At 56.4% G+C, this 19,030-nt stretch carries 18 protein-coding genes; 8 read left to right on the plus strand and 10 right to left on the minus strand.

The window, feature by feature from the left end; all coding sequences use genetic code 11:
- Positions 1-54 precede the first annotated feature (54 nt).
- The 3 genes from phaP to OQ287_RS05710 all read right to left on the minus strand — a co-directional run bounded on the left by phaP (position 55) and on the right by OQ287_RS05710 (position 3,825).
- Positions 55-771 (minus strand): phasin family protein, encoded by a 717-nt coding sequence (phaP, locus tag OQ287_RS05700; RefSeq protein WP_250937561.1) that lies wholly within the window; start codon positions 769-771, stop codon positions 55-57.
- Positions 772-915: 144 nt separating this feature from the next.
- Positions 916-2,172, minus strand: a complete 1,257-nt coding sequence (locus OQ287_RS05705; protein WP_250937564.1) for a polyhydroxyalkanoate depolymerase — start codon at positions 2,170-2,172, stop codon at positions 916-918.
- A gap of 174 nt (positions 2,173-2,346) precedes the next feature.
- Positions 2,347-3,825 (minus strand): TrkH family potassium uptake protein, encoded by a 1,479-nt coding sequence (locus OQ287_RS05710; protein WP_250937566.1) that lies wholly within the window; start codon positions 3,823-3,825, stop codon positions 2,347-2,349.
- 84 nt (positions 3,826-3,909) lie between these two features.
- On the opposite strand from OQ287_RS05710, the gene OQ287_RS05715 reads away from it, so the two are divergent.
- Both OQ287_RS05715 and OQ287_RS05720 read left to right on the plus strand, forming a co-directional pair.
- Complete coding sequence (locus OQ287_RS05715) at positions 3,910-5,079, plus strand: cation diffusion facilitator family transporter (RefSeq protein ID WP_250937567.1); 1,170 nt, start codon at positions 3,910-3,912, stop codon at positions 5,077-5,079.
- A gap of 55 nt (positions 5,080-5,134) precedes the next feature.
- Positions 5,135-5,410, plus strand: a complete 276-nt coding sequence (locus OQ287_RS05720; protein WP_250937568.1) for a hypothetical protein — start codon at positions 5,135-5,137, stop codon at positions 5,408-5,410.
- Positions 5,411-5,461: 51 nt separating this feature from the next.
- On the opposite strand, the gene OQ287_RS05725 is transcribed toward OQ287_RS05720, so the two are convergent.
- Complete coding sequence (locus OQ287_RS05725) at positions 5,462-5,887, minus strand: pilin (RefSeq protein WP_265895808.1); 426 nt, start codon at positions 5,885-5,887, stop codon at positions 5,462-5,464.
- A gap of 197 nt (positions 5,888-6,084) precedes the next feature.
- On the opposite strand from OQ287_RS05725, the gene pilB reads away from it, so the two are divergent.
- Genes pilB through yacG form a run of 5 tightly spaced genes read left to right on the plus strand, consistent with a single transcriptional unit; the run spans position 6,085 to position 10,757 of the window.
- Positions 6,085-7,809 carry a type IV-A pilus assembly ATPase PilB gene (gene pilB / locus OQ287_RS05730; RefSeq protein ID WP_265895809.1) on the plus strand — a complete coding sequence of 575 codons (1,725 nt, stop codon included), beginning with the start codon at positions 6,085-6,087 and terminating at the stop codon, positions 7,807-7,809.
- Between the two features lie 2 nt (positions 7,810-7,811).
- Entirely contained in the window at positions 7,812-9,047 is a 1,236-nt protein-coding gene (locus tag OQ287_RS05735; RefSeq protein ID WP_250937570.1) for a type II secretion system F family protein, read from the plus strand.
- A gap of 27 nt (positions 9,048-9,074) precedes the next feature.
- Positions 9,075-9,923 carry a prepilin peptidase gene (locus tag OQ287_RS05740; RefSeq protein WP_250937571.1) on the plus strand — a complete coding sequence of 283 codons (849 nt, stop codon included), beginning with the start codon at positions 9,075-9,077 and terminating at the stop codon, positions 9,921-9,923.
- Positions 9,924-9,936: 13 nt separating this feature from the next.
- Positions 9,937-10,545 (plus strand): dephospho-CoA kinase, encoded by a 609-nt coding sequence (gene coaE / locus OQ287_RS05745; protein ID WP_265895810.1) that lies wholly within the window; start codon positions 9,937-9,939, stop codon positions 10,543-10,545.
- On the plus strand, positions 10,542-10,757 hold the full coding sequence (yacG, locus tag OQ287_RS05750; protein ID WP_250937576.1) for a DNA gyrase inhibitor YacG: 216 nt from the start codon (positions 10,542-10,544) through the stop codon (positions 10,755-10,757). The genes coaE and yacG overlap by 4 nt, the downstream gene beginning before the upstream one ends.
- 61 nt (positions 10,758-10,818) lie before the next feature.
- Here the strand turns inward: yacG and OQ287_RS05755 are convergent, their stop codons facing one another.
- Genes OQ287_RS05755 through OQ287_RS05770 form a run of 4 tightly spaced genes read right to left on the minus strand, consistent with a single transcriptional unit; the run spans position 10,819 to position 16,190 of the window.
- Positions 10,819-11,766 (minus strand): Nudix family hydrolase, encoded by a 948-nt coding sequence (locus tag OQ287_RS05755; protein WP_250937578.1) that lies wholly within the window; start codon positions 11,764-11,766, stop codon positions 10,819-10,821.
- Between the two features lie 49 nt (positions 11,767-11,815).
- Complete coding sequence (gene argJ, locus OQ287_RS05760; RefSeq protein WP_265895811.1) at positions 11,816-13,021, minus strand: bifunctional glutamate N-acetyltransferase/amino-acid acetyltransferase ArgJ; 1,206 nt, start codon at positions 13,019-13,021, stop codon at positions 11,816-11,818.
- Positions 13,022-13,055: 34 nt separating this feature from the next.
- Positions 13,056-15,794 (minus strand): preprotein translocase subunit SecA, encoded by a 2,739-nt coding sequence (gene secA, locus OQ287_RS05765; RefSeq protein WP_265895812.1) that lies wholly within the window; start codon positions 15,792-15,794, stop codon positions 13,056-13,058.
- A 15-nt stretch (positions 15,795-15,809) separates the two neighbouring features.
- Positions 15,810-16,190, minus strand: coding sequence for a hypothetical protein (locus OQ287_RS05770; RefSeq protein WP_265895813.1), 381 nt, complete (start codon positions 16,188-16,190; stop codon positions 15,810-15,812).
- A 36-nt stretch (positions 16,191-16,226) separates the two neighbouring features.
- On the opposite strand from OQ287_RS05770, the gene OQ287_RS05775 reads away from it, so the two are divergent.
- Positions 16,227-16,709, plus strand: a complete 483-nt coding sequence (locus OQ287_RS05775; protein WP_250937588.1) for a DUF721 domain-containing protein — start codon at positions 16,227-16,229, stop codon at positions 16,707-16,709.
- A 49-nt stretch (positions 16,710-16,758) separates the two neighbouring features.
- On the opposite strand, the gene lpxC is transcribed toward OQ287_RS05775, so the two are convergent.
- Both lpxC and ftsZ read right to left on the minus strand, forming a co-directional pair.
- Positions 16,759-17,673 carry a UDP-3-O-acyl-N-acetylglucosamine deacetylase gene (gene lpxC, locus OQ287_RS05780; protein ID WP_250937589.1) on the minus strand — a complete coding sequence of 305 codons (915 nt, stop codon included), beginning with the start codon at positions 17,671-17,673 and terminating at the stop codon, positions 16,759-16,761.
- Between the two features lie 158 nt (positions 17,674-17,831).
- On the minus strand, positions 17,832-19,016 hold the full coding sequence (gene ftsZ / locus OQ287_RS05785; RefSeq protein ID WP_250937590.1) for a cell division protein FtsZ: 1,185 nt from the start codon (positions 19,014-19,016) through the stop codon (positions 17,832-17,834).
- Positions 19,017-19,030: the final 14 nt, after the last annotated feature.

Consider the following 19,030-nt stretch of genomic DNA (forward strand, 5'->3'; position numbering starts at 1 on the left):
TTCAAGGCATGAAAAAGCCCGGCCATTGGCCGGGCTTTTTAACATTCATCCCCGTTATTTTCTGGAGGATGCTGCATTCTTGGAGGCTTCTGCAGCCTTCTGGGCCTGAGCGCTGGCATCCTTGGCCGTGGCTTCAGCCGTGCGGCTGGCTGTAGCCATTTGCGCTTCTGCAGTCTGCGCCGATTCCTTCACTGCAGACTGAGCCTCGCTGGCATACCTGGAACTCATTTCAGTCGCCTTGCGCGCCTGGTCATGAGCCGTGCTGGTCGCCGCTTCAAAGTTACGCTCCGCATTTTCAATTGTCTGGCGCACCATCTTCTGCATGGTGTCGTAGAAACTATTGGCAGCAGTGGTTGCAGACTTGGCCATGGAAACCGTGGACTCGGAGCCTACCGGCGCATTACGCGCCATATCATCGATATAGCCCTGAACCGCCTGGACACGCTGCGAGGTTTTTTCCTCGGCTGACTTGATCACGTCAGACTGCACACCAGACATGATGCGGTAGGCATTTTGCGTATAGGCCATGCTGCGCTCGGAAAACGGCTGGAACATGACGGTCTGCAGATTGAACACTTCCTGCGCTTCACGAGCCGAGAGCATCTTGCGAGTCATGTCGGACCCCTGCTCCATCATGTCACGCGTGGTACGCAGATTCAGTTCGGTCAACTGCTCGACGCCTTTCATCCACTGACGGGAAAAGCCCATCATGGAGTCCAGCTGATCGCGATACATGTCTTTCATTTTTTCAGGGTTGTTCATGGTATACATAATGCTTCTCCGTTCGGTGGTTCCACCGGTTACCTGGTGACTAGATGACACGTAGAACCTTGCGAACTTTGACGGGTGTCGCCAGATTCCCTTGCATTCGTTGTGCAGTGCACAAACACAGTATTGCTGCACCGCACAAAACTGTCAAGCCTGATTCGTATCTGCGTAACATTTAATGAACTCGAGCAACTGCGGATACAGCCGGGTACGAAAGCGCCGACCGGAAAAAATGCCGTAGTGGCCGGCCCCTTCCAGCATGATGTGATGATGACGCTTTGTATCGATACCCGTGCAAAGCTCATGTGCCGCAAACGTCTGACCATCTCCTGATATGTCATCGCGCTCACCTTCGACCGTCATCAGTGCGGCCCCCCTGATGCGGGAGGGATCGACGACCTGACCGCGTACTGTCCAGGTACCGCGTGCCAGACCATACTCCTGAAAAACCACTCGAATGGTATCGAGGTAATACTGTGCAGGCATATCCAGCACGGCGTTGTATTCATCATAAAACTGACGATGGCTGTCGGCGTCCTCATCATCTCCACTGAGCAGATGCTCATAGAAATCCCAGTGCGACTTGAGGTGAAGGTCCGGGTTCATCGCCAGAAATCCGGCATGCTGCAAGAACCCCGGATAAACCTCTCGACCGGCCCCCGGATAAGAGCCGGGGACACGATAGATCACGTTATCCTCAAACCAGCGCATCGACTTGTTGGTGGCCAGTGAGTTGACATCCGTCGGGCTTTTACGGGCATCGATCGGCCCTCCCATCATCGTGATGGTATTGGGCAGCGGCTCATCATCCGCCGCCATCAGAGACAGGGCTGCCAGTACAGGAACAGTAGGCTGACATACTGAAATCACATGTAGATTATCGGTGCCAATGGTGCGAATGAAGTCGCGGATGTAATCCACATAATCATCCAGATGAAAGTTACCCTCATCCAGCGGCACCATGCGAGCATCCTTCCAGTCCGTAATGTACACCTTGGTGTCATGCAGGAACTGGCGCACGGTATCACGCAGCAAGGTGGAGTGATGGCCTGAAAGCGGCGCGCACAACAGCACCCGCGGCTCGTTTTCAAATGCATGAGCAAGCTCGGCATTATCGGCATAGCGCTTGAAACGGATCAGCCGACAAAACGGCTTGTCTTCGACCACTTCTTCAACGATCGGCACGATGGAATCGTTCTTTTCGATCGTAGTAATGTTGAATGCCGGTTTTTCATAGTCCTTGCCCAGCCGATGCATCAATTCAAGACCTGCGGCTGCACGGTTGGACCAGGGCAGGTGAGAAAAGCTATAGCGTGAATCCGTCAGCACCTGTGCCATGACATTGGACATGGCCGATACCGGGTAAAACATCGATCGCTGAAATTCATAGAATTGATACAACATGGGAAGTCCCCTGTGTGTCAGGCAAAAGTAAACTGCCAGTAGGCATTACCAGCATACTGTGACGCATTTTGTGCAGTGCAGCAACGAAAGGCCTCGGTAATTGCCTTAGACATGTGCCCAATAAAAACGCCCCGTGGGTTGCACGGGGCGCATGATCAGCAAATGGACAGCCTGCTATTTTCGCCAGAACATCGGCGTTACCAGTACCAGCACGGTCAGGATTTCCAGACGACCCATCAGCATGCCGAAACTCAACAGCCATTTGGCCGCTTCCGGCAGGGAGGAAAAGTTGCCGGCGGGCCCGATCGTATCTCCCAGCCCCGGCCCCACATTGGACACTGCAGTAGCGGCACCGGACAGGGCCGTGATCAGGTCAAGCCCCATCATGGCCAGCCCCAGCGCGATCAACGCCACGGTAAAGAAAAAGAAGAATGAAAAGGCAATAACAGCGCGGACCACCTCATCGGTCAGCATGCGGCCATTATAGCGCTGGGAAAATACACCATTGGAATGTACCAGATGGCGCAGCTGATTGATGAGCATGATGATCCCCACCTGAAAGCGGAAGATCTTCATCCCCCCACTGGTCGACCCGGAACAACCGCCTATAAAGGTCAGGTAGAAAAAGCCCGCTACCGCCAGCGGCCCCCACAGGGTGTAATCATCCGACGCATATCCGGTAGTCGTCACCACCGAGATCACATTGAAGGCCACCTGAGTAAGGGCATCAAAGAATGGCACCCCCCGCGCCACCCGATACAGGGTCAGGCCGATAATGACCCATCCCAGCATCAGCAACATGCCACGCACCTGCTGATCCTTCCAGAAAGCACCGTAATGGCGTTCCTTGAACATTCGGATATAGAGCACAAACGGTACCGCGCCCATCAGCATGAAGACATCCGCCATCCACATGATCCAGGGCTTGTCGGCATAGACGCCGAAGGAGCTGTCGTAGTTTGAAAAGCCGCCGGTGGCTACCGAACTCATGCCATGCACCACCGCATCCAGTGGCGTCATGCCCGCCAGCCAATAGGTCAGGACGGCAATCAGGCTGATGACCAGATAAACCACACCGATCGACTTGGCGACCCCGCCGGAGCGAGGCAGGATCTTGTCGGACCAGTCCGAGGACTCGGTCTGAAACAGGCGCATCCCGCCAACCTGCAGGAAAGGCAGAATGGCAATGGCCATGACAATGATGCCGATACCACCGACCCACTGCATCAACCCCCGCCACAGCTTGATGCCGTCCGACAGGTTATCGATGCCTGTCAGTACGGTGGACCCTGTCGTCGTAATGGCAGACACCGACTCGAATACGGCATCGCCCATGGACAAATGCGGTGCACCGAATACCATGGGCAGGCTGGCATATGTGCTGATGGTGACCCAGCTCATGGTTGTCAGAATGAACATCTGGCGTGGCTTGAGCTGAATATCGATGCGGTGAGTAACCAGTAACATCAGGCCGGCACTCGACAGCGTCATTACTTCGGAATACAAAAAGGCCCACATATCATCATTTTGCTCGACCACCAGCATGATCAGCGGTATAGCCATCATGGCGGCCAGTACCAGCAAAAGCATCGCCAGAATACGAAGCACCGGCCCAGCGCCGGTTGCTCGTTGAAAAAGGGTCAGGCGTGACATGATATACCCTTATTACAAACTGTCGTTGGAACGCGCCACTATACGCGCTCGTGCGCGCCGGTGCAGCAAGGAACCCTTGACCTCATGAGTGATATCGACACCCGCGCGACAGATCGTAATGCCGCACAGCGTATTACCCTGATCGGCGCCCTGTTTGACACGTTGCTGGGCTTTTTCAAGATTCTGGTCGGCGCTGCCACCCACTCCAGTGCTCTGGTCGCCGATGGCGTTCACTCCCTGTCGGACCTGGTCACGGATGCCTTTGTGCTGCTGGCCACCCATTACGGACGTCAGGCTCCGGATAATGACCACCCCTACGGCCATGGACGCATAGAAACCCTGGGCACACTTGCACTGGGCATCATGCTGATTGCCGTGGCCGGCGCGCTGGCGTGGGACAGCATCCAGCGTCTTGTGGCCAATGAAGCCCTTTCCAGCGCCGGCATGGGCGCCATCGCGCTGACCGTGGCGTCCATGCTGATCAAGGAGATTCTCTTTCGCATCACCCTCAAGGTAGCCCGCCGACAGCGGTCACAACTGCTGGAAGCCAATGCATGGCACTCACGCAGTGATGCCCTCTCCTCACTGGTTGTCCTGATTGGCCTGATCGGCCTGCAGTTCGGCCTCGACTGGCTTGATAGCGTGGCTGCGATCGTAGTGTCATTAATGGTCGCCAGGGTCGGTGGCGAGCAACTCTGGCAGGCCAGCCGTGAACTGGTGGATACCGCACTCCCTCCCGAACAGCATCAGCGCATCAAGGCAGTAGCCCTTGAGGTTGATGGCGTTCACAACGTGCATGATTTAAGAACGCGCACCCAGAGTGGCTCCGTCATGCTGGATGTCCATCTGACCGTGGATGCCCGCATCAGCGTGTCCGAGGGTCACGAGATCGGCAACATGGTGATTCGCCGCCTGCGCGCGGAACACCCGGAGCTTCATGACATCGTGTTTCATATTGACCCGGAAGACGACTCCGACGCGCCCCGGGTTGAATTTCGTCAGGAACTGCCCCTTCGCCGTGATATCGAAGCTGCTCTGGCCCGGTGCTGGTGTCAGCATCCCATATGGGATGCTCATCTGGACCTGCAGTTTCACTACGTCACCCGCATGGAAAGCCGCGAAGTGGATATCGAACTGTATGTACCGGCCGGCACCCCCGTCACGGCCGAACAACGCCGCCAGCTTGAACACTGTGCCAGGGCACTGCCATGGATTGGCCACATCAGCCTGTGGCAGGAACAGCCTGCACCGTGATGAATGCGCCCATTCACGGTATGCTTGATCCCATATCACCTCAGGGGAGCACAACATGAGTACAGCAACGGAAATTCAGCAACAGCGGATGATCACCGAGCTTCGCCACTTCATCAAAAAGCTGCTGCAGGAACCGGACATCCTTTCAAGCTCACTGGCAATTGCGCGGGAACATCATGGCGAACCGGATGCCATGGCCCGCATTGCCAATGCCATTTCCGAATCCACCAATGTCAATATCCCGGAAGACCCCCGCCATCATTCCCCGGCAGATGGCCTGTTCCTGGCGGTACTGAAGGAAGTGGTCGAAGAAGAAAAGGCCATGTACTAGCCACCAAAAAGCCGGCATTTGCCGGCTTTTTCGTGAATTTCTACTTATCACTTAATCAGCAAGTGCCGTGGAGCACCCGTTAGGCCGATTACCTGCATCGATATCCGTTTTACATGTCCATGCGCCATTGCCATCACGCTGCAACTGAATTTTCTTTTTATCCAGATTGCCGCCAGAATAAAGGAACTGAAGCCCTCCTTTATCATCCAGAAGTGAGACTTTCCCCAGGTTACTGGCATCCTCAGGAGTGCCGATGTACCCCGCATCAGTAGAAGTCAGTGAGGGGGTATTACCGGTCAGTACTCGCTCTTCATAGGCGGTCTGAACACCCTTGATGGTAGCCAGTCCTGACGCCGCTTCAGAGCGTGCGACATAGTCCTGATATCGCGGCACGGCAATGGCCGCCAGTACCCCGATGATGGCCACCACGATCATCAGTTCGATCAATGTAAAGCCTGCCTGCCTGTTTGCTGACATGAGTCTGTCCCTTTTACAAACGCTTGAATAATGTGTGCCCCGCGCACGGATGCTCATAACCGCATCGCTGGTACTAACGACCACATCCCGGCAAAACTTTACGTTCGTTAACATTACTTGTCGGTCAGCGTTCAGTCGTCTTTTCACTTGCCGATAAAGACTTTCGATCCAGCTCATCTGTTGAATGGAAGTCATTCATGGCCACCTCCTCGCTCTACCCTGTTGGAAATGCCCTGCGCGGGCTGGCCAAACGGCTGGTCCAGGATGGCCTGTTAAGCGAAGAAGATGCCCTGGCGGCCAGCGAGAAAGCGCGCGAGCTCGAAACAACATTGATGGATTACCTGATCAGCCGCAGCTACGTTACTGGGCGTCAGGCCGCTCTGGCAGCAGCGCAGGAGTTCGGTCTGGGGTGTCTGGAGCTCGATGCCGTTCCACTGGCTCGCCTGCCCCTTCCCGGCAAGTTGCCGGAGGATTTGCTTCGTCGTCTGTCCGTGCTGCCGCTGATTCAGGGTGAGCATTCCCTGACCATTGCACTGGGCAGTCCGGCAGCGCTCAACGCGCTGGATGAACTGCAGTTCGTGACCGGTCATCGGGTAGAAGCCGTACTGGTACCGCCGGATCAGCTGGAACGTCGGCTGGAAGAATATCTGAATGCCCACTTCCAGGGCGCCATGGCGCTGCTCGACGACGATGGCTCGTTTGATGATCTGTCCATCGCGGATGAGGACGAAGCAGACGATCAGATCGTTTCACTGAATGATGATGCGCCGGTCGTTCGATTCGTCAACAAGCTGATGCTGGATGCCATACGGCGCAACGCTTCCGATATTCATTTTGAGCCCTACGAAACCAGCTACCGGATTCGGTTTCGCATCGACGGCATACTGACCGAGGCCGCCCGCCCACCGCAACAGATGCGCCAGCGTTTGGCGGCACGCCTCAAGGTCATGGCGAAGCTGGATATTTCCGAGCGGCGACTGCCTCAGGATGGCAGCATCAAACTCAAGGTCTCGGCCAAGAAACAGATCGATTTTCGCGTCAATACACTGCCTACCGTCTATGGCGAAAAGATCGTGATGCGCCTGCTGGACCCGTCCAGCGCCAGGCTAGGCATCGACAAGCTGGGTTTTTTACCGGCGCAGAAAACCAGTTTCGAAAAGGCGCTATCACATCCACAGGGCATGATTCTGGTCACCGGTCCGACCGGCAGCGGCAAGACCGTCACCCTGTATACCGCCCTGAACATTCTCAATACAGAAACACGCAATATCGCCACGGCGGAAGACCCGGTCGAGCTGAAGCTTGAGGGAATCAACCAGGTCAATGTCATGCCTCGCATCGGGCTGGATTTTGCCAGTGCCCTGCGCGCCTTTCTTCGTCAGGACCCGGACGTGGTCATGGTCGGTGAAGTCCGTGATATCGAAACGGCCGAAGTGGCCATCAAGGCAGCACAGACCGGGCACCTGGTACTGTCAACGCTACACACCAATTCCGCCACCGAAACCCTGACCCGACTGCGTAACATGGGCGTCGCGGCCTTCAATGTAGCCACCTCCGTTTCGCTGATCATCGCCCAGCGACTGGCGCGGCGACTGTGCGATCACTGCAAGGAGCGTGTCGACCTGCCGGAACTGACGCTACAGGAAGAAGGATTCACCGAGCAGGACCTGCGCACTCTGGTCCTGTATCGGCCCAGGGGATGTGCCCGCTGTACCCAGGGGTACAAGGGACGGGTAGGACTCTATGAAGTATTACCGATTTCGGATGCAATGAGCCGACTGATCATGGAAGACGGCAGCTCCATTGATCTGGCCGATCTGGCGCGAAGGGAGGGACATCATGACCTGCGTCGCAGTGGCCTGATCAAGGTCATGGAAGGCGTCACCACCCTTGAAGAAGTCAACCGGGTTACCAGGGGATAGTCATGGCCACATCACGTCAACATCGCGGCGCGGGTATCGAGCAATTCAGTCAGTGGCAATGGCGCGGCAAGAATGCCCGGGGCGAGCTTCAAAAGGGCATCGTGGTCGCGAACGGCAAGGAAAGCGCCCGCAGTCAACTCGTCAAACAGGGCATCATGATCAAGCAGTTGCAGAAAAAGCGACAGCTTGTCTCATTCGGTCAGCGCGTCACTGGCGCGCAGGTTGCGGTATTTACCCGCCAGCTGGCCACCATGATCCGGGCTGGCATCCCGCTGCTGCAATCACTAACAGCCATCGGGGACAGCACCAATCATGCCGGCATGCGCCATATGATTCATCGTCTCCACAGTGACATCTCGGAAGGTAAAAGTCTGGCCCAGGCCCTGGAGGCCCACCCCCGTACGATCGATGCCCTGTTCGTGAACCTGGTAGCCGCCGGGGAACAGGCCGGTGCCCTGGATCGCATGCTGGAGCGCGTAGCAGACTACAAGGAAAAGATTCAGGCACTGAAATCAAAGGTGCGCAAGGCGCTTTATTACCCGGCCGCGGTCATCAGTGTCGGACTGGGGGTGACAGCCATGCTGCTGATCAAGGTGGTTCCCCAGTTTGAAAGCATGTTCAAGGGATTTGGTGCCGACCTGCCAGCCTTTACCCAGCTGACACTCAACCTCTCGGCCATGGCACAGGCCTATTGGTGGCAGGCCCTGCTGGTTACAGGCGCCGGCCTGATGACGCTCAAGGCAATGCTCAAACGTTCGCCACGACTGGTTCTCGCTCGTGACCGGCTCGCGCTCAAGTTACCCGTGCTGGGGCCGATTCTGGAGCGCTCGGCCGTGGCGCGCTTTGCCCGCACCCTGGCCACCAGCTTCGCTGCCGGGGTTCCCTTGATTGATGCACTGGAAACCTCGGCAGGGGCGGCCGGCAATCGCCTGTTCGAACAGGCCATCCTTGGCATGCGCGAAGATGTGGTCAATGGCCAGTCACTTAATTTTGCCATGCGTAATACCGGTTTGTTCGGAGGCATGGCGCTGCAAATGGTAGCCATCGGCGAAGAAGCCGGGTCACTGGACGCCATGCTCAACAAGGTCGCGGATTTTTTCGAGCAGGACGTGGAGGATCGCGTGGATACGCTGACCTCTCTGCTCGAACCCTTGATTATCGTAGTTCTCGGGGTACTGGTAGGCGGTCTGGTGCTCTCCATGTATCTGCCCATTTTCGAGATGGGGAATGCCATCTAAACGGCACCCGCACTCAAGAGGCTTTTTATGCTGACTTACTCACTGGCAGGCTGGATGTTTCTGATATTTGTCGGTCTCTCGTTCGGCAGCTTTCTCAATGTCGTCATAAAGCGGCTGCCGGCAATGCTGCAGCACCGGTGGCAGAGAGAAGCACTGGATATCATGGAAACGCGTGAAACCACGCCGCCCGATACCGGTACGCGTTTCTCATTGATGCACCCCAGGTCACACTGCCCGTCATGTCGTACCCCCATCCGCTGGCATGACAACATCCCCCTGCTGGGCTGGTTCAAACGCGGCGGACGCTGCGCTGCCTGCGGCGCCTCCATCAGCTGGCACTATCCTGCAGTCGAGGCAGCCTCGGCATTGCTGGTCATTCTGGCCATTGCCATTCATGGGCCAGGCGTTGAGGGCCTGTTCATTGCTGCGGCGCTGCTGATACTGCTGACGCTGGCTGTCATCGATGCCGAAACCCTGCTGCTGCCCGACTCCCTGACCCTGCCGCTGCTATGGCTGGGCCTTTTGTTCCATGTCGTGGCGCAGCCTGAGGCACTACAGGGCGCCGTGCTTGGCGCCATGATTGGCTATTCACTGCTCTGGTCGTTTTTCTGGCTGTTCAAGGTCATTACCGGGAAGGAAGGCATGGGCTATGGCGACTTCAAGATGCTGGCTGCGCTGGGAGCATGGACCGGCTGGCTGGCGCTGCCGTTGATCCTGATTCTGTCGGCAGGACTGGGAGCTCTGGTCAGTATCGCCATCCAGTTGCTGGTACCCTCAACACGCCAGAAGATGATCCCCTTCGGCCCCTACCTGGCGATGTCGGGTATAGTGATGCTGCTCTTTGGTGATACGCTGATGCGCCTTTACACCCTATAAGGATGTTTCAGCCATGACGCTGACCATTGGTGTGACCGGCGGTATCGGAGCCGGAAAAACCACGGTAGCCCGCTGCTTCGGTGCGCATGATATTGCCTGGATGGATGCCGATCAGGCCGCCCGGGATATCGTTCGTCCGGGTGAAGCCGCCCTCGAGGAGATCTGCACGGCCTTCGGCCATCAGATGCTTGACGCTTCCGGCGAGCTGAATCGTCGAGCATTGAGAGCACTGGTGTTTGATGATGCGGAAGCCCGCCGACAGCTTGAGGCCATTACGCACCCGCGCATTCGAGAGCATCTGGTCACCTTTCTGGAGACGCCCAAATCATCGGCGTATCAGCTGCTGGTCTCACCGCTGCTGCTTGAAACCAGCCAGAAGGCGCTGGCTGACCGCATACTGGTAATTGATGTGCCATCCGAGGTGCAGGTGTCGCGTACTACCGCCAGGGACCAGACCGATGAGGCGCAGGTCAAGGCCATCATGGCAGCTCAGCTGAGCCGTCAGGAACGACTTGCACTGGCAGACGACGTTATCGACAATCAGCGGGATATTCACCATTTGCGCCGGCAGGTCGCTGCATTGCATAAGCAGTACCTGACTCTGGCAGGAGCATCATCATGACCACATCCCCTGCATCTCCACTTACCGTCAATTGCCCTCATTGTCAGAAGGCAGTTGTCTGGAACAGTGACAGCACCTGGCGGCCCTTTTGCTCCAAACGCTGCCATCTGATCGATCTGGGCGCCTGGGCCAATGAAGATCATCGCATTGCCGGTGAGCCCGCCATGGATAACATCGACATAGATGCCTTGATGGCCGGCATTGAACGCTGATCATCCATGCATGAAAAAAGCCCCCGTTGCGGGGGCTTTTTTATTCGGTACAGGATACGGCTCAGTCCGGCAAAAAACTCCGAATGGATGCCACACCCTGCGCTCCCACTGCACGCGCCTGATCGATGTCGTCCAGTGTCGTGCCTCCCAGCCCGAAGACAGGCATGGCAGCGTACTCCACCATCTGCTGAAAATCATGCCAGCCGATGGTCACTGCATCCGGATGACTGGGTGTATCACGCAGGGGTGACAGCGTAACAAAGTCACACCCAAGGCGTGCCGCCTGATCCAGCTGCTCCTTGTTGTGCGTGGACGCTGACAGCCACTTGTCTGCGGGAACGGTTCTTTCCTGCGCGCTCATCAGCGCCTTGCTGGTCAGGTGAATACCGTCGGCATCCACCTCATTGAGCAGCTCGGGAGCACCGTTCAGTACAAGCCTTGCCCCATGAGCACGGCACAACTCAAGCGCCTTGTGAGCACGCTCAAGGTAACGTTCCGCACTCAGGGACTTGGCACGCAGCTGAACCAGCAGCCCATTACAGTTCTCGAGGGCATGGGTCAACGTGGACACAAAGGCTTCATCATCATCGATCTCATCGGTGATGACATAGGCATGAGGCAGGCCAACGGCTTTCACGATGGGCCCATTTGCCGGCGGGAAGGGATAGCGCGACAGGCCATCGATGTCTACCCAGCGAACTGCCTGACCTTCACAGCCATAGGGCTCACCGCTGAACTGACGTACTTCCCAGACATCCAGCAATATGAACTTGTCGGGATATTCGTAGTGCACCCGAATCAAGGGCTGGGCGTGCTCGATCTCGATCCCCAGCTCTTCCTTGAGTTCGCGCTTCAGTGCTTCACGCCCGGTTTCGTAAACCTCGAGCTTGCCACCGGGAAACTCCCAGAGGCCACCCTGATCTGCGATGGAGGGGCGACGGGCGATCAGCACCTGGCCCTGATCGTTGTAAATGGCTGCCGCAGCAACGTGTACCCTTCGTTTCGGCATTATCCGAACTCTTCCTGTGTGTGATTCAAAACATGCTCTTTCAAATGGATCAACTGCGATAATCTGCATTGATCGAAACGTAGTCATGCGACAGATCCGAGGTCCAGACGCACTCACTGCATTGACCACGCCCCAGTGCAACCCGGATGGTAATATCTTCAAGGGCAACCGCTGCACTGCCCTGTTCCTCGCTGTACCCTTCGGCACGCCCGCCGTGCTCCGCCAGACGAACACCATTGAGATCAAGCGTGACCTGATCGACATCCAGTCCGTCTACCGGGGCCTTGCCGATGGCCATCAACAGGCGCCCCCAGTTGGCATCACTGGCATAAAGCGCCGTCTTCACCAGCGGCGAGTGAGCGATACTGAACGCCACCTCCAGTGCCTCTTCACTGCTTCCGGCCTCGACCACATCCACGGTAATGAATTTGGTAGCGCCTTCGCCATCACGAATAATGGCCTGTGCCAGTTCCTGCATCACCTCAAGAAGCGCCGCACGAAAGGCATCAAGCCCTTCGGCATCAAGCGGTTGCGTCTTTTGGGTAGCAATCAAGACACAAGCATCATTGGTGGAGGTATCGGAATCAACCGTAATTCGGTTGAAGGACAACGTGGTCGTCTCCTTCAACAGTGCCGTCAGCTCCGCCTGCCCCAGCGAGGCATTGGTGGCGACAAACCCCAGCATGGTCGCCATGTTGGGACAGATCATACCCGAACCCTTGGCTATTCCGCTGATATGAATGGTTTCTCCATTGATATCCAGACTGCGGCAGGCTCCCTTGGGTCGGGTATCGGTTGTCAGGATACCGCGAGCCGCCCGGTCCCACTGATCAGGCGCTGCCGATGCCAGCGCCTGCGGCAGCGCCGCCTTGATGCGGTCGACGAACAACGGCTCGCCAATGACACCAGTCGAAAACGGCAGCACGGTTTCAGGTGGCAATCCTTCCAGTGCCGCCAGCCCTTCGCAACAGGCTCGGGCATTACTGATCCCGGCCTGGCCGGTACCCGCATTGGCATTGCCGGTATTGATCAACAACCAGCGCGGCGCAGCATCAGCCAGATGCCGTTTGGCGACATGCACCGGCGCTGCGCAAAAGGCATTTCTGGTAAAGACCGCCGCTACTTGCGAACCGTCCTCGATGCCCACGACGACCAGATCATCATGTGCCGACTTCTTGATCCCGGCCTGAGCCACACCTAGGGTAATACCCTCGATAATCGGCAACCGAGGAAACTTCGCTTCACCTACAGCCACGTTACTCTCCTTGATCCAGAACGTCTGGCAGATATCAGCTCAAACGGCCGTGACACTGCTTGTATTTTTTACCTGAACCACAGGGGCAGGGATCATTGCGACCCACCTTGGGCTCATCACGACGGACGGTTTCCTGACCTGCTGCCATTTCAGCACCGGCCAGAGCCTCTTCACTCAAGGCATCCTCTTCCATGAACTCGTTTTCGCGGGTCTGCTCGCTCGCTGCCTGTTCACGGGCAAGGCTCTCGCGCCGCTGACGCTCAAGCTCATCCACTTCATCAGGCTGACGCACCTGCACATGGCTCAGGATGCGGACAACATCGCCCTTGATGTTTTCAAGCAGTATCTGAAACAGCTCGAAGGCTTCACGCTTGTATTCCTGCTTCGGATTCTTCTGTGCGTATCCCCGCAAGTGAATACCACGTCGCAGGTTATCCATTGACTGAAGGTGTTCCTTCCAGCGCGTATCCAGAACCTGAAGCATGACCTGTTTTTCAAACCGTCGCATGACGTCGGGACCAACGGCCTGCTCCTTGGCAGCAAAGGCATCGCTCAGCTGTTGATGCAGCCGCTCGCGCAACGCCTCTTCATGGAAGTGCTCATCCTGGCCTGCCCACTGAACCACGGGTGCGTCCAGATTGAAATCCTGTTGCAGGCTATGCTCGAGGCCTTCAAGGTCCCATTGCTCCGCCAGACTCTGAGGCGGTACATGTCTTGAAATCGTGTCATCAAGTACTTCGTTGCGAAGCGCCACGATATTGTCTGACACATCGGCCGCATTGAGCACATCATTGCGCTGCTCATAAATGACCTGACGCTGATCATTGTTGACGTCGTCGTATTCAAGCAGCTGCTTGCGAATATCGAAGTTGCGACCCTCAACCTTCTTCTGGGCTCGCTCAACGGCATTGGACACCATCTTGTGCTCGATGGCCTCCCCTTCCTTCATCCCCAGGGCGCCCATTAATCGCTGCACGCGATCGGATCCGAACAGGCGCATCAGGTTGTCTTCAAGCGACAGGAAAAAGCGTGTGGAGCCAGGATCGCCCTGACGTCCGGAACGTCCTCGCAACTGATTATCGATGCGCCGGGACTCATGACGCTCACTGCCGATCACGTGTAATCCACCTGCAGCAATGACCGCATCGTGCCGTTCCTGCCAGGCCTTTCGCACCTCGGCAATGGTGGCCTCATCCGGGTTATCGAGTTTTTCGATATCGTTTTGCCAACTGCCTCCGAGCAGGATATCCGTACCACGGCCTGCCATGTTGGTGGCAATGGTAATGGCGCCCGGGCGACCGGCCTGAGCAATGACCTCGGCTTCCCGTGCGTGCTGCTTGGCGTTCAGGACATTATGGGCAATACCCTGGTCACGCAGCAGATTGGACAGGGCCTCCGAGCTTTCGATGGAGGCGGTACCTACCAGTACGGGCCGGCCTGCGTCTACACGACCCTTGATGTCTTCGATGATGGCGTGGTACTTGTCGATCGTGGTCATGTACACCAGATCATTTTCGTCCTTTCTCGCCAACGGTCGGTTGGTAGGAATCACCAGCACATCCAGCGTATAGATCTGGCGGAATTCAAATGCTTCGGTGTCTGCCGTGCCAGTCATTCCGGACAACTTGTCGTACAGGCGGAAGTAGTTCTGGAATGTGGTCGAAGCCAGCGTCTGGCTTTCCTTCTGAACCGTCACGCCTTCCTTGGCCTCAACCGCCTGATGAAGGCCTTCCGACCAGCGCCGGCCGGGCATAGAGCGCCCAGTGTGCTCATCCACAATGACGATTTCATCATTGGCGACGATGTAGTCCACATCCCGAGTATAAAGATGGCGGCCACGCAGGGCAGCGTGTACGTGGTGCAGCAACCCGAGGTTCTGCGCAGCATAAAGGGAATCTTCTTCCGACAGCAGCGATGCCTGCTGCATCAGCTCCTCAACATGCTGATGCCCCTTCTCGGTCAGCTCGACCTGTTTCTGCTTTTCATCCAGCGTGAAATCGCCCGTGTCAGGATCTTCTTCATCCGTGCACTGCTGCAGGCTCTTCACCAGATTGTTGATCACTGCATACAGGTTGGTATCTTCATCCACCGGCCCTGAAATGATCAGGGGCGTTCGCGCCTCGTCAATCAGGATCGAGTCAACTTCATCGATGACGGCATAATGAAGTTTCCGCTGTACCTTTTCTTCCAGCGAGAACGCCATGTTGTCGCGCAGATAATCAAAACCGAACTCGTTGTTGGTGCCATATACGATGTCGCAGCCATAAGCTGCCTTTTTCTCGACAGGCACCTGACCTGCACGAATAATCCCGACACTCATGCCGAGAAATTCATACAGGGGGCGGAGCATTTCAGCATCGCGAGAGGCCAGATAATCGTTGACGGTGACGACGTGAACACCTTCTCCCGGCAATGCATTCAGGTATGCCGACAGGGTCGCAACCAGTGTCTTGCCTTCCCCGGTCTTCATCTCCGCGATGCGCCCTTCATGCAGCGCCATGCCGCCAATCAACTGAACATCATACTGCCTCATGCCCATGACGCGCATGGTGGCCTCACGTACGGTCGCAAAGGCTTCAGGAAGCAGCTTGTCGAGTGCTTCGCCCCCGGCAATACGGTCACGAAATTCCTGAGTACGAGCTCTCAGCGCCTCATCATCCAGCGCCTGCATCTTCTCTTCGAGTGCATTGATACCGGCAACAACCTTGCGCATTCGCTTGAGCTCACGCTCATTCTTGCTGCCTACAAATTTACGTACGAGACCTGTGAACATCCGTTTGTCCTGTCTTTATAAAAGAGAAATATACGTGGGCAATGACACAGGCGTGCGAGGTGGTCCGCGACGCGACATGACACTCATGTCGTGCGCCACAGACCAGACTGACGTCAATAACGTCAGGAAGGACGGGAACAGCGCAGTAAAACGGGGTGCCTGCACCGGCCTGCATACGGAATTGACACGCATTTGATGCGCGCGCAGGTCCGCCAGCGTATGAAGAACCAGTGAGGAACAGAAACAAAGCTGCAACTGGTGACGCGCTTCGACATTGTCTGTCCGCGCCTGGGCAAGGCCCAGTGGCAGCAAACAGCCAAACAGCAGGCCGGCCAGCCAGCGCGAGCCTGGCCGGTGCCAGCTACCAACGTTTCTGTCAGTGGGCCCGGATGTCATGGTAAATTGCAGTCATCTCTCGTGAGGTGATGGGCCATGAGTATAAAGGCTAAGAACCGACGCGCACAGCCCGTGTCGAAATTGATAGGTAGTTCAAGCAAGGGGCCGATGTCCCTGCTGATGAAAAAGGCTCGATTACTTGGCCAGGCACAACTGCATCTTGAGCAACAGCTGCCTGAGCACATGAGAAATCATGTCTTTGTCGGGGGATACTCTCAGGGACGACTGACGTTGATGACCAATCAGGCCACCCATCTGACATGGCTGCGTTATGAACAGCCTCGCCTTGTTACGCTTATGCGCCAGCTTGAAGGGTTTGAAGCGCTGATGGGGTTTCAGCTCAAGGTCCGTCCGATGCGCGTACCCCGCAAGCCACTTCAGCAACCTCGACACCTTGGCATGGAGGCGGCAGACAATCTGCTGGCATGTGCAGAAGATGTGTCCGACCCGCGCCTCAAATCCGCCATCGAGCGACTCGCAGCCCGCGCCCGAACAACGCCTTCCGATACGGACATATAAAAAAACGCCGGCCCGCAGGCCGGCGTCAAGAGTCACTTGAACCGTTTGATCACATGGCAAATGCAGGTGATGTATAGGAAATCGGGGACGTGGCTTCCTCGCCCTCAAAGGTCACCATTTCCCATGCGTCGGGCGTGGCCAGCAGCTCACGTACCAACAGGTTATTGAGACCATGACCGGACTTGTATCCACGGAACTCGCCGATCAGGCTAAAGCCGGTCTGGTAAAGATCACCGATGACATCGAGAATCTTGTGTTTGACGAACTCGTCTTCGTAACGAAGCCCTTCCTCGTTGAGGATACGATAATCATCCACCACGATGGCATTATCCAGGCTGCCACCCAGCGCCAGGTTACGCTCACGCATGGTTTCGAGGTCTTTCATGAAACCGAATGTGCGTGCTCGACTGACTTCCTTCACGAATGAGGTCGTCGAAAAATCAATGCTGGCTGTCTGCTTCTGACGGGCAAAGACCGGATGATCAAAATTGATCGCCAGACTGACCTTGAAGCCTTCATGAGGGATGAAGCTTGCAAACTTGTCGCCATCGGAAACCGATACTTCCTTCTTGATGCGGATAAATTTCTTCGCAGCAGACTGATCTGCAATGCCTGCAGACTGAATCAGGAATACAAACGGGCCGGCACTGCCATCCATGATGGGTACTTCGGCGGCGCTCAGTTCGACAAAGACATTATCAATTCCAAGGCCGGCCAGGGCTGACATCAAATGCTCTACAGTGGCAACTCGCACATCGCCCTGAACCAGGGCCGTGCACAGGGTAGTATCCTGTACATTTTCAGGATGAGCCTTGATATGTACGGCCGGCTCCAGGTCAGTACGTACAAATACTACGCCAGTATCCACCGGCGCAGGGCGCAGGGTGAGGTACACCTTCTTGCCGGAATGCAGGCCAACGCCTGTCGCACGAATGGTATTTTGTAATGTTCTTTGATAGATCATGATATAAGTGACCCAAGGTAATTCAAACGGTTGTTTATTATTCTACCAGCTGAACCGCGCCCTCACAACGAACAGTGTTCGATAAAGGCATAATTAATGTGAATCCGGTGGTATTGATAGCTGAAAGCCCCAGCGCAGGGCATGGGGCTTTCAGTAGATCAATCTGCCTTTCGACGTAGAAAGGCAGGTATATCCAGATAGTCGTCAAGCTCGCCGGAAGACTTCTGCCGCTTGCCGCGGGCATCCTCTTCCTTCTCGCGAGCAGGCTGCTGACGAGCCGCTGCGGTCTGCTGCTTGCTGCGGTAATCGTCACTTTCACCGACACGGCGTGCGCCGGCAGTTGACGAACGCTGGGAACCGGCAGCAGAGCCCGAACGCTGATGGGCCCCTTCAAGACCTGCCGCCACTACTGTTACACGAAGCTCATCGGTCATATCCATGTCAATCGAAGTGCCCACCACGATCGTGGCATCCTGAGAAGCGAACTCCTGCACCGTGGCACCCACATCATTAAACTCACCGATGGACATGTCCGGACCCGCAGTGATGTTGACCAGAATACCGCGCGCGCCATTGAGATCGATATCTTCCAGCAGCGGAGAGCGAATCGCCTTCTCGGCAGCTTCACGCGCCCGGTTTTCACCCGTCGCAGTGCCTGATCCCATCATGGCCATACCCATCTCGGACATGACCGTACGAACGTCGGCAAAGTCGACGTTGATGATACCCGGGCTGGTGATCAGTTCGGCAATCCCCTGCACCGCGCCAAGAAGCACATCATTGGCAGCGCTAAACGCCGTCAGCAGGCTGGCGCTCTTGCCCAGCACGGTCAGAAGCTTCTCGTTGGGGATCGTGATAAGAGAGTCAACGTGCTCGGACAGCTCCTTTACACCCTCCTCGGCAACGCGCTTGCGCTTGGGCCCTTCAAACGGGAACGGACGTGTGACGACCGCTACTGTAAGAATGCCCAGCTCCTTGGCAACCTGCGCCACGACCGGTGCACCACCGGTACCGGTGCCGCCACCCATACCGGCGGTAATGAATACCATGTCCGCGCCCTGCATCAGCTCGGCAATACGCTCACGGTCTTCCATGGCCGCCTGGCGGCCTACTTCCGGGTTGGCACCTGCACCAAGCCCCTTGGTAATTTCCGTTCCCAGTTGAAGAACAGTCTTGGCCGAAACGCGTTTGAGCGCCTGTGCATCGGTATTGGCACAGATGAATTCCACGCCCTCTATATTGCTTTCGACCATGTGGTTGACGGCATTACCACCACCGCCACCGACACCGATAACCTTGATGACAGCACTGCTTGAAGGTGCGTTATCCACTAGCTCGAACATAAGCCCCGTCTCCT

Origin of the sequence: Larsenimonas rhizosphaerae, assembly GCF_026240105.1 — a bacterium.
GTDB lineage: Bacteria > Pseudomonadota > Gammaproteobacteria > Pseudomonadales > Halomonadaceae > Larsenimonas > Larsenimonas rhizosphaerae.

Excerpts from the sequence above, each read along its gene's own strand:
- phaP (WP_250937561.1), bottom strand. The coding sequence starts at position 771 with ATGTATACCATGAACAACCCTGAAAAAATGAAAGACATGTATCGCGAT.
- OQ287_RS05705 (WP_250937564.1), bottom strand. The coding sequence starts at position 2,172 with ATGTTGTATCAATTCTATGAATTTCAGCGATCGATGTTTTACCCGGTA.
- OQ287_RS05710 (WP_250937566.1), bottom strand. The coding sequence starts at position 3,825 with ATGTCACGCCTGACCCTTTTTCAACGAGCAACCGGCGCTGGGCCGGTG.
- OQ287_RS05715 (WP_250937567.1), top strand. The coding sequence starts at position 3,910 with ATGAGTGATATCGACACCCGCGCGACAGATCGTAATGCCGCACAGCGT.
- OQ287_RS05720 (WP_250937568.1), top strand. The coding sequence starts at position 5,135 with ATGAGTACAGCAACGGAAATTCAGCAACAGCGGATGATCACCGAGCTT.
- OQ287_RS05725 (WP_265895808.1), bottom strand. The coding sequence starts at position 5,887 with ATGTCAGCAAACAGGCAGGCAGGCTTTACATTGATCGAACTGATGATC.
- pilB (WP_265895809.1), top strand. The coding sequence starts at position 6,085 with ATGGCCACCTCCTCGCTCTACCCTGTTGGAAATGCCCTGCGCGGGCTG.
- OQ287_RS05735 (WP_250937570.1), top strand. The coding sequence starts at position 7,812 with ATGGCCACATCACGTCAACATCGCGGCGCGGGTATCGAGCAATTCAGT.
- OQ287_RS05740 (WP_250937571.1), top strand. The coding sequence starts at position 9,075 with ATGCTGACTTACTCACTGGCAGGCTGGATGTTTCTGATATTTGTCGGT.
- coaE (WP_265895810.1), top strand. The coding sequence starts at position 9,937 with ATGACGCTGACCATTGGTGTGACCGGCGGTATCGGAGCCGGAAAAACC.
- yacG (WP_250937576.1), top strand. The coding sequence starts at position 10,542 with ATGACCACATCCCCTGCATCTCCACTTACCGTCAATTGCCCTCATTGT.
- OQ287_RS05755 (WP_250937578.1), bottom strand. The coding sequence starts at position 11,766 with ATGCCGAAACGAAGGGTACACGTTGCTGCGGCAGCCATTTACAACGAT.
- secA (WP_265895812.1), bottom strand. The coding sequence starts at position 15,794 with ATGTTCACAGGTCTCGTACGTAAATTTGTAGGCAGCAAGAATGAGCGT.
- OQ287_RS05770 (WP_265895813.1), bottom strand. The coding sequence starts at position 16,190 with ATGACATCCGGGCCCACTGACAGAAACGTTGGTAGCTGGCACCGGCCA.
- OQ287_RS05775 (WP_250937588.1), top strand. The coding sequence starts at position 16,227 with ATGAGTATAAAGGCTAAGAACCGACGCGCACAGCCCGTGTCGAAATTG.
- lpxC (WP_250937589.1), bottom strand. The coding sequence starts at position 17,673 with ATGATCTATCAAAGAACATTACAAAATACCATTCGTGCGACAGGCGTT.
- ftsZ (WP_250937590.1), bottom strand. The coding sequence starts at position 19,016 with ATGTTCGAGCTAGTGGATAACGCACCTTCAAGCAGTGCTGTCATCAAG.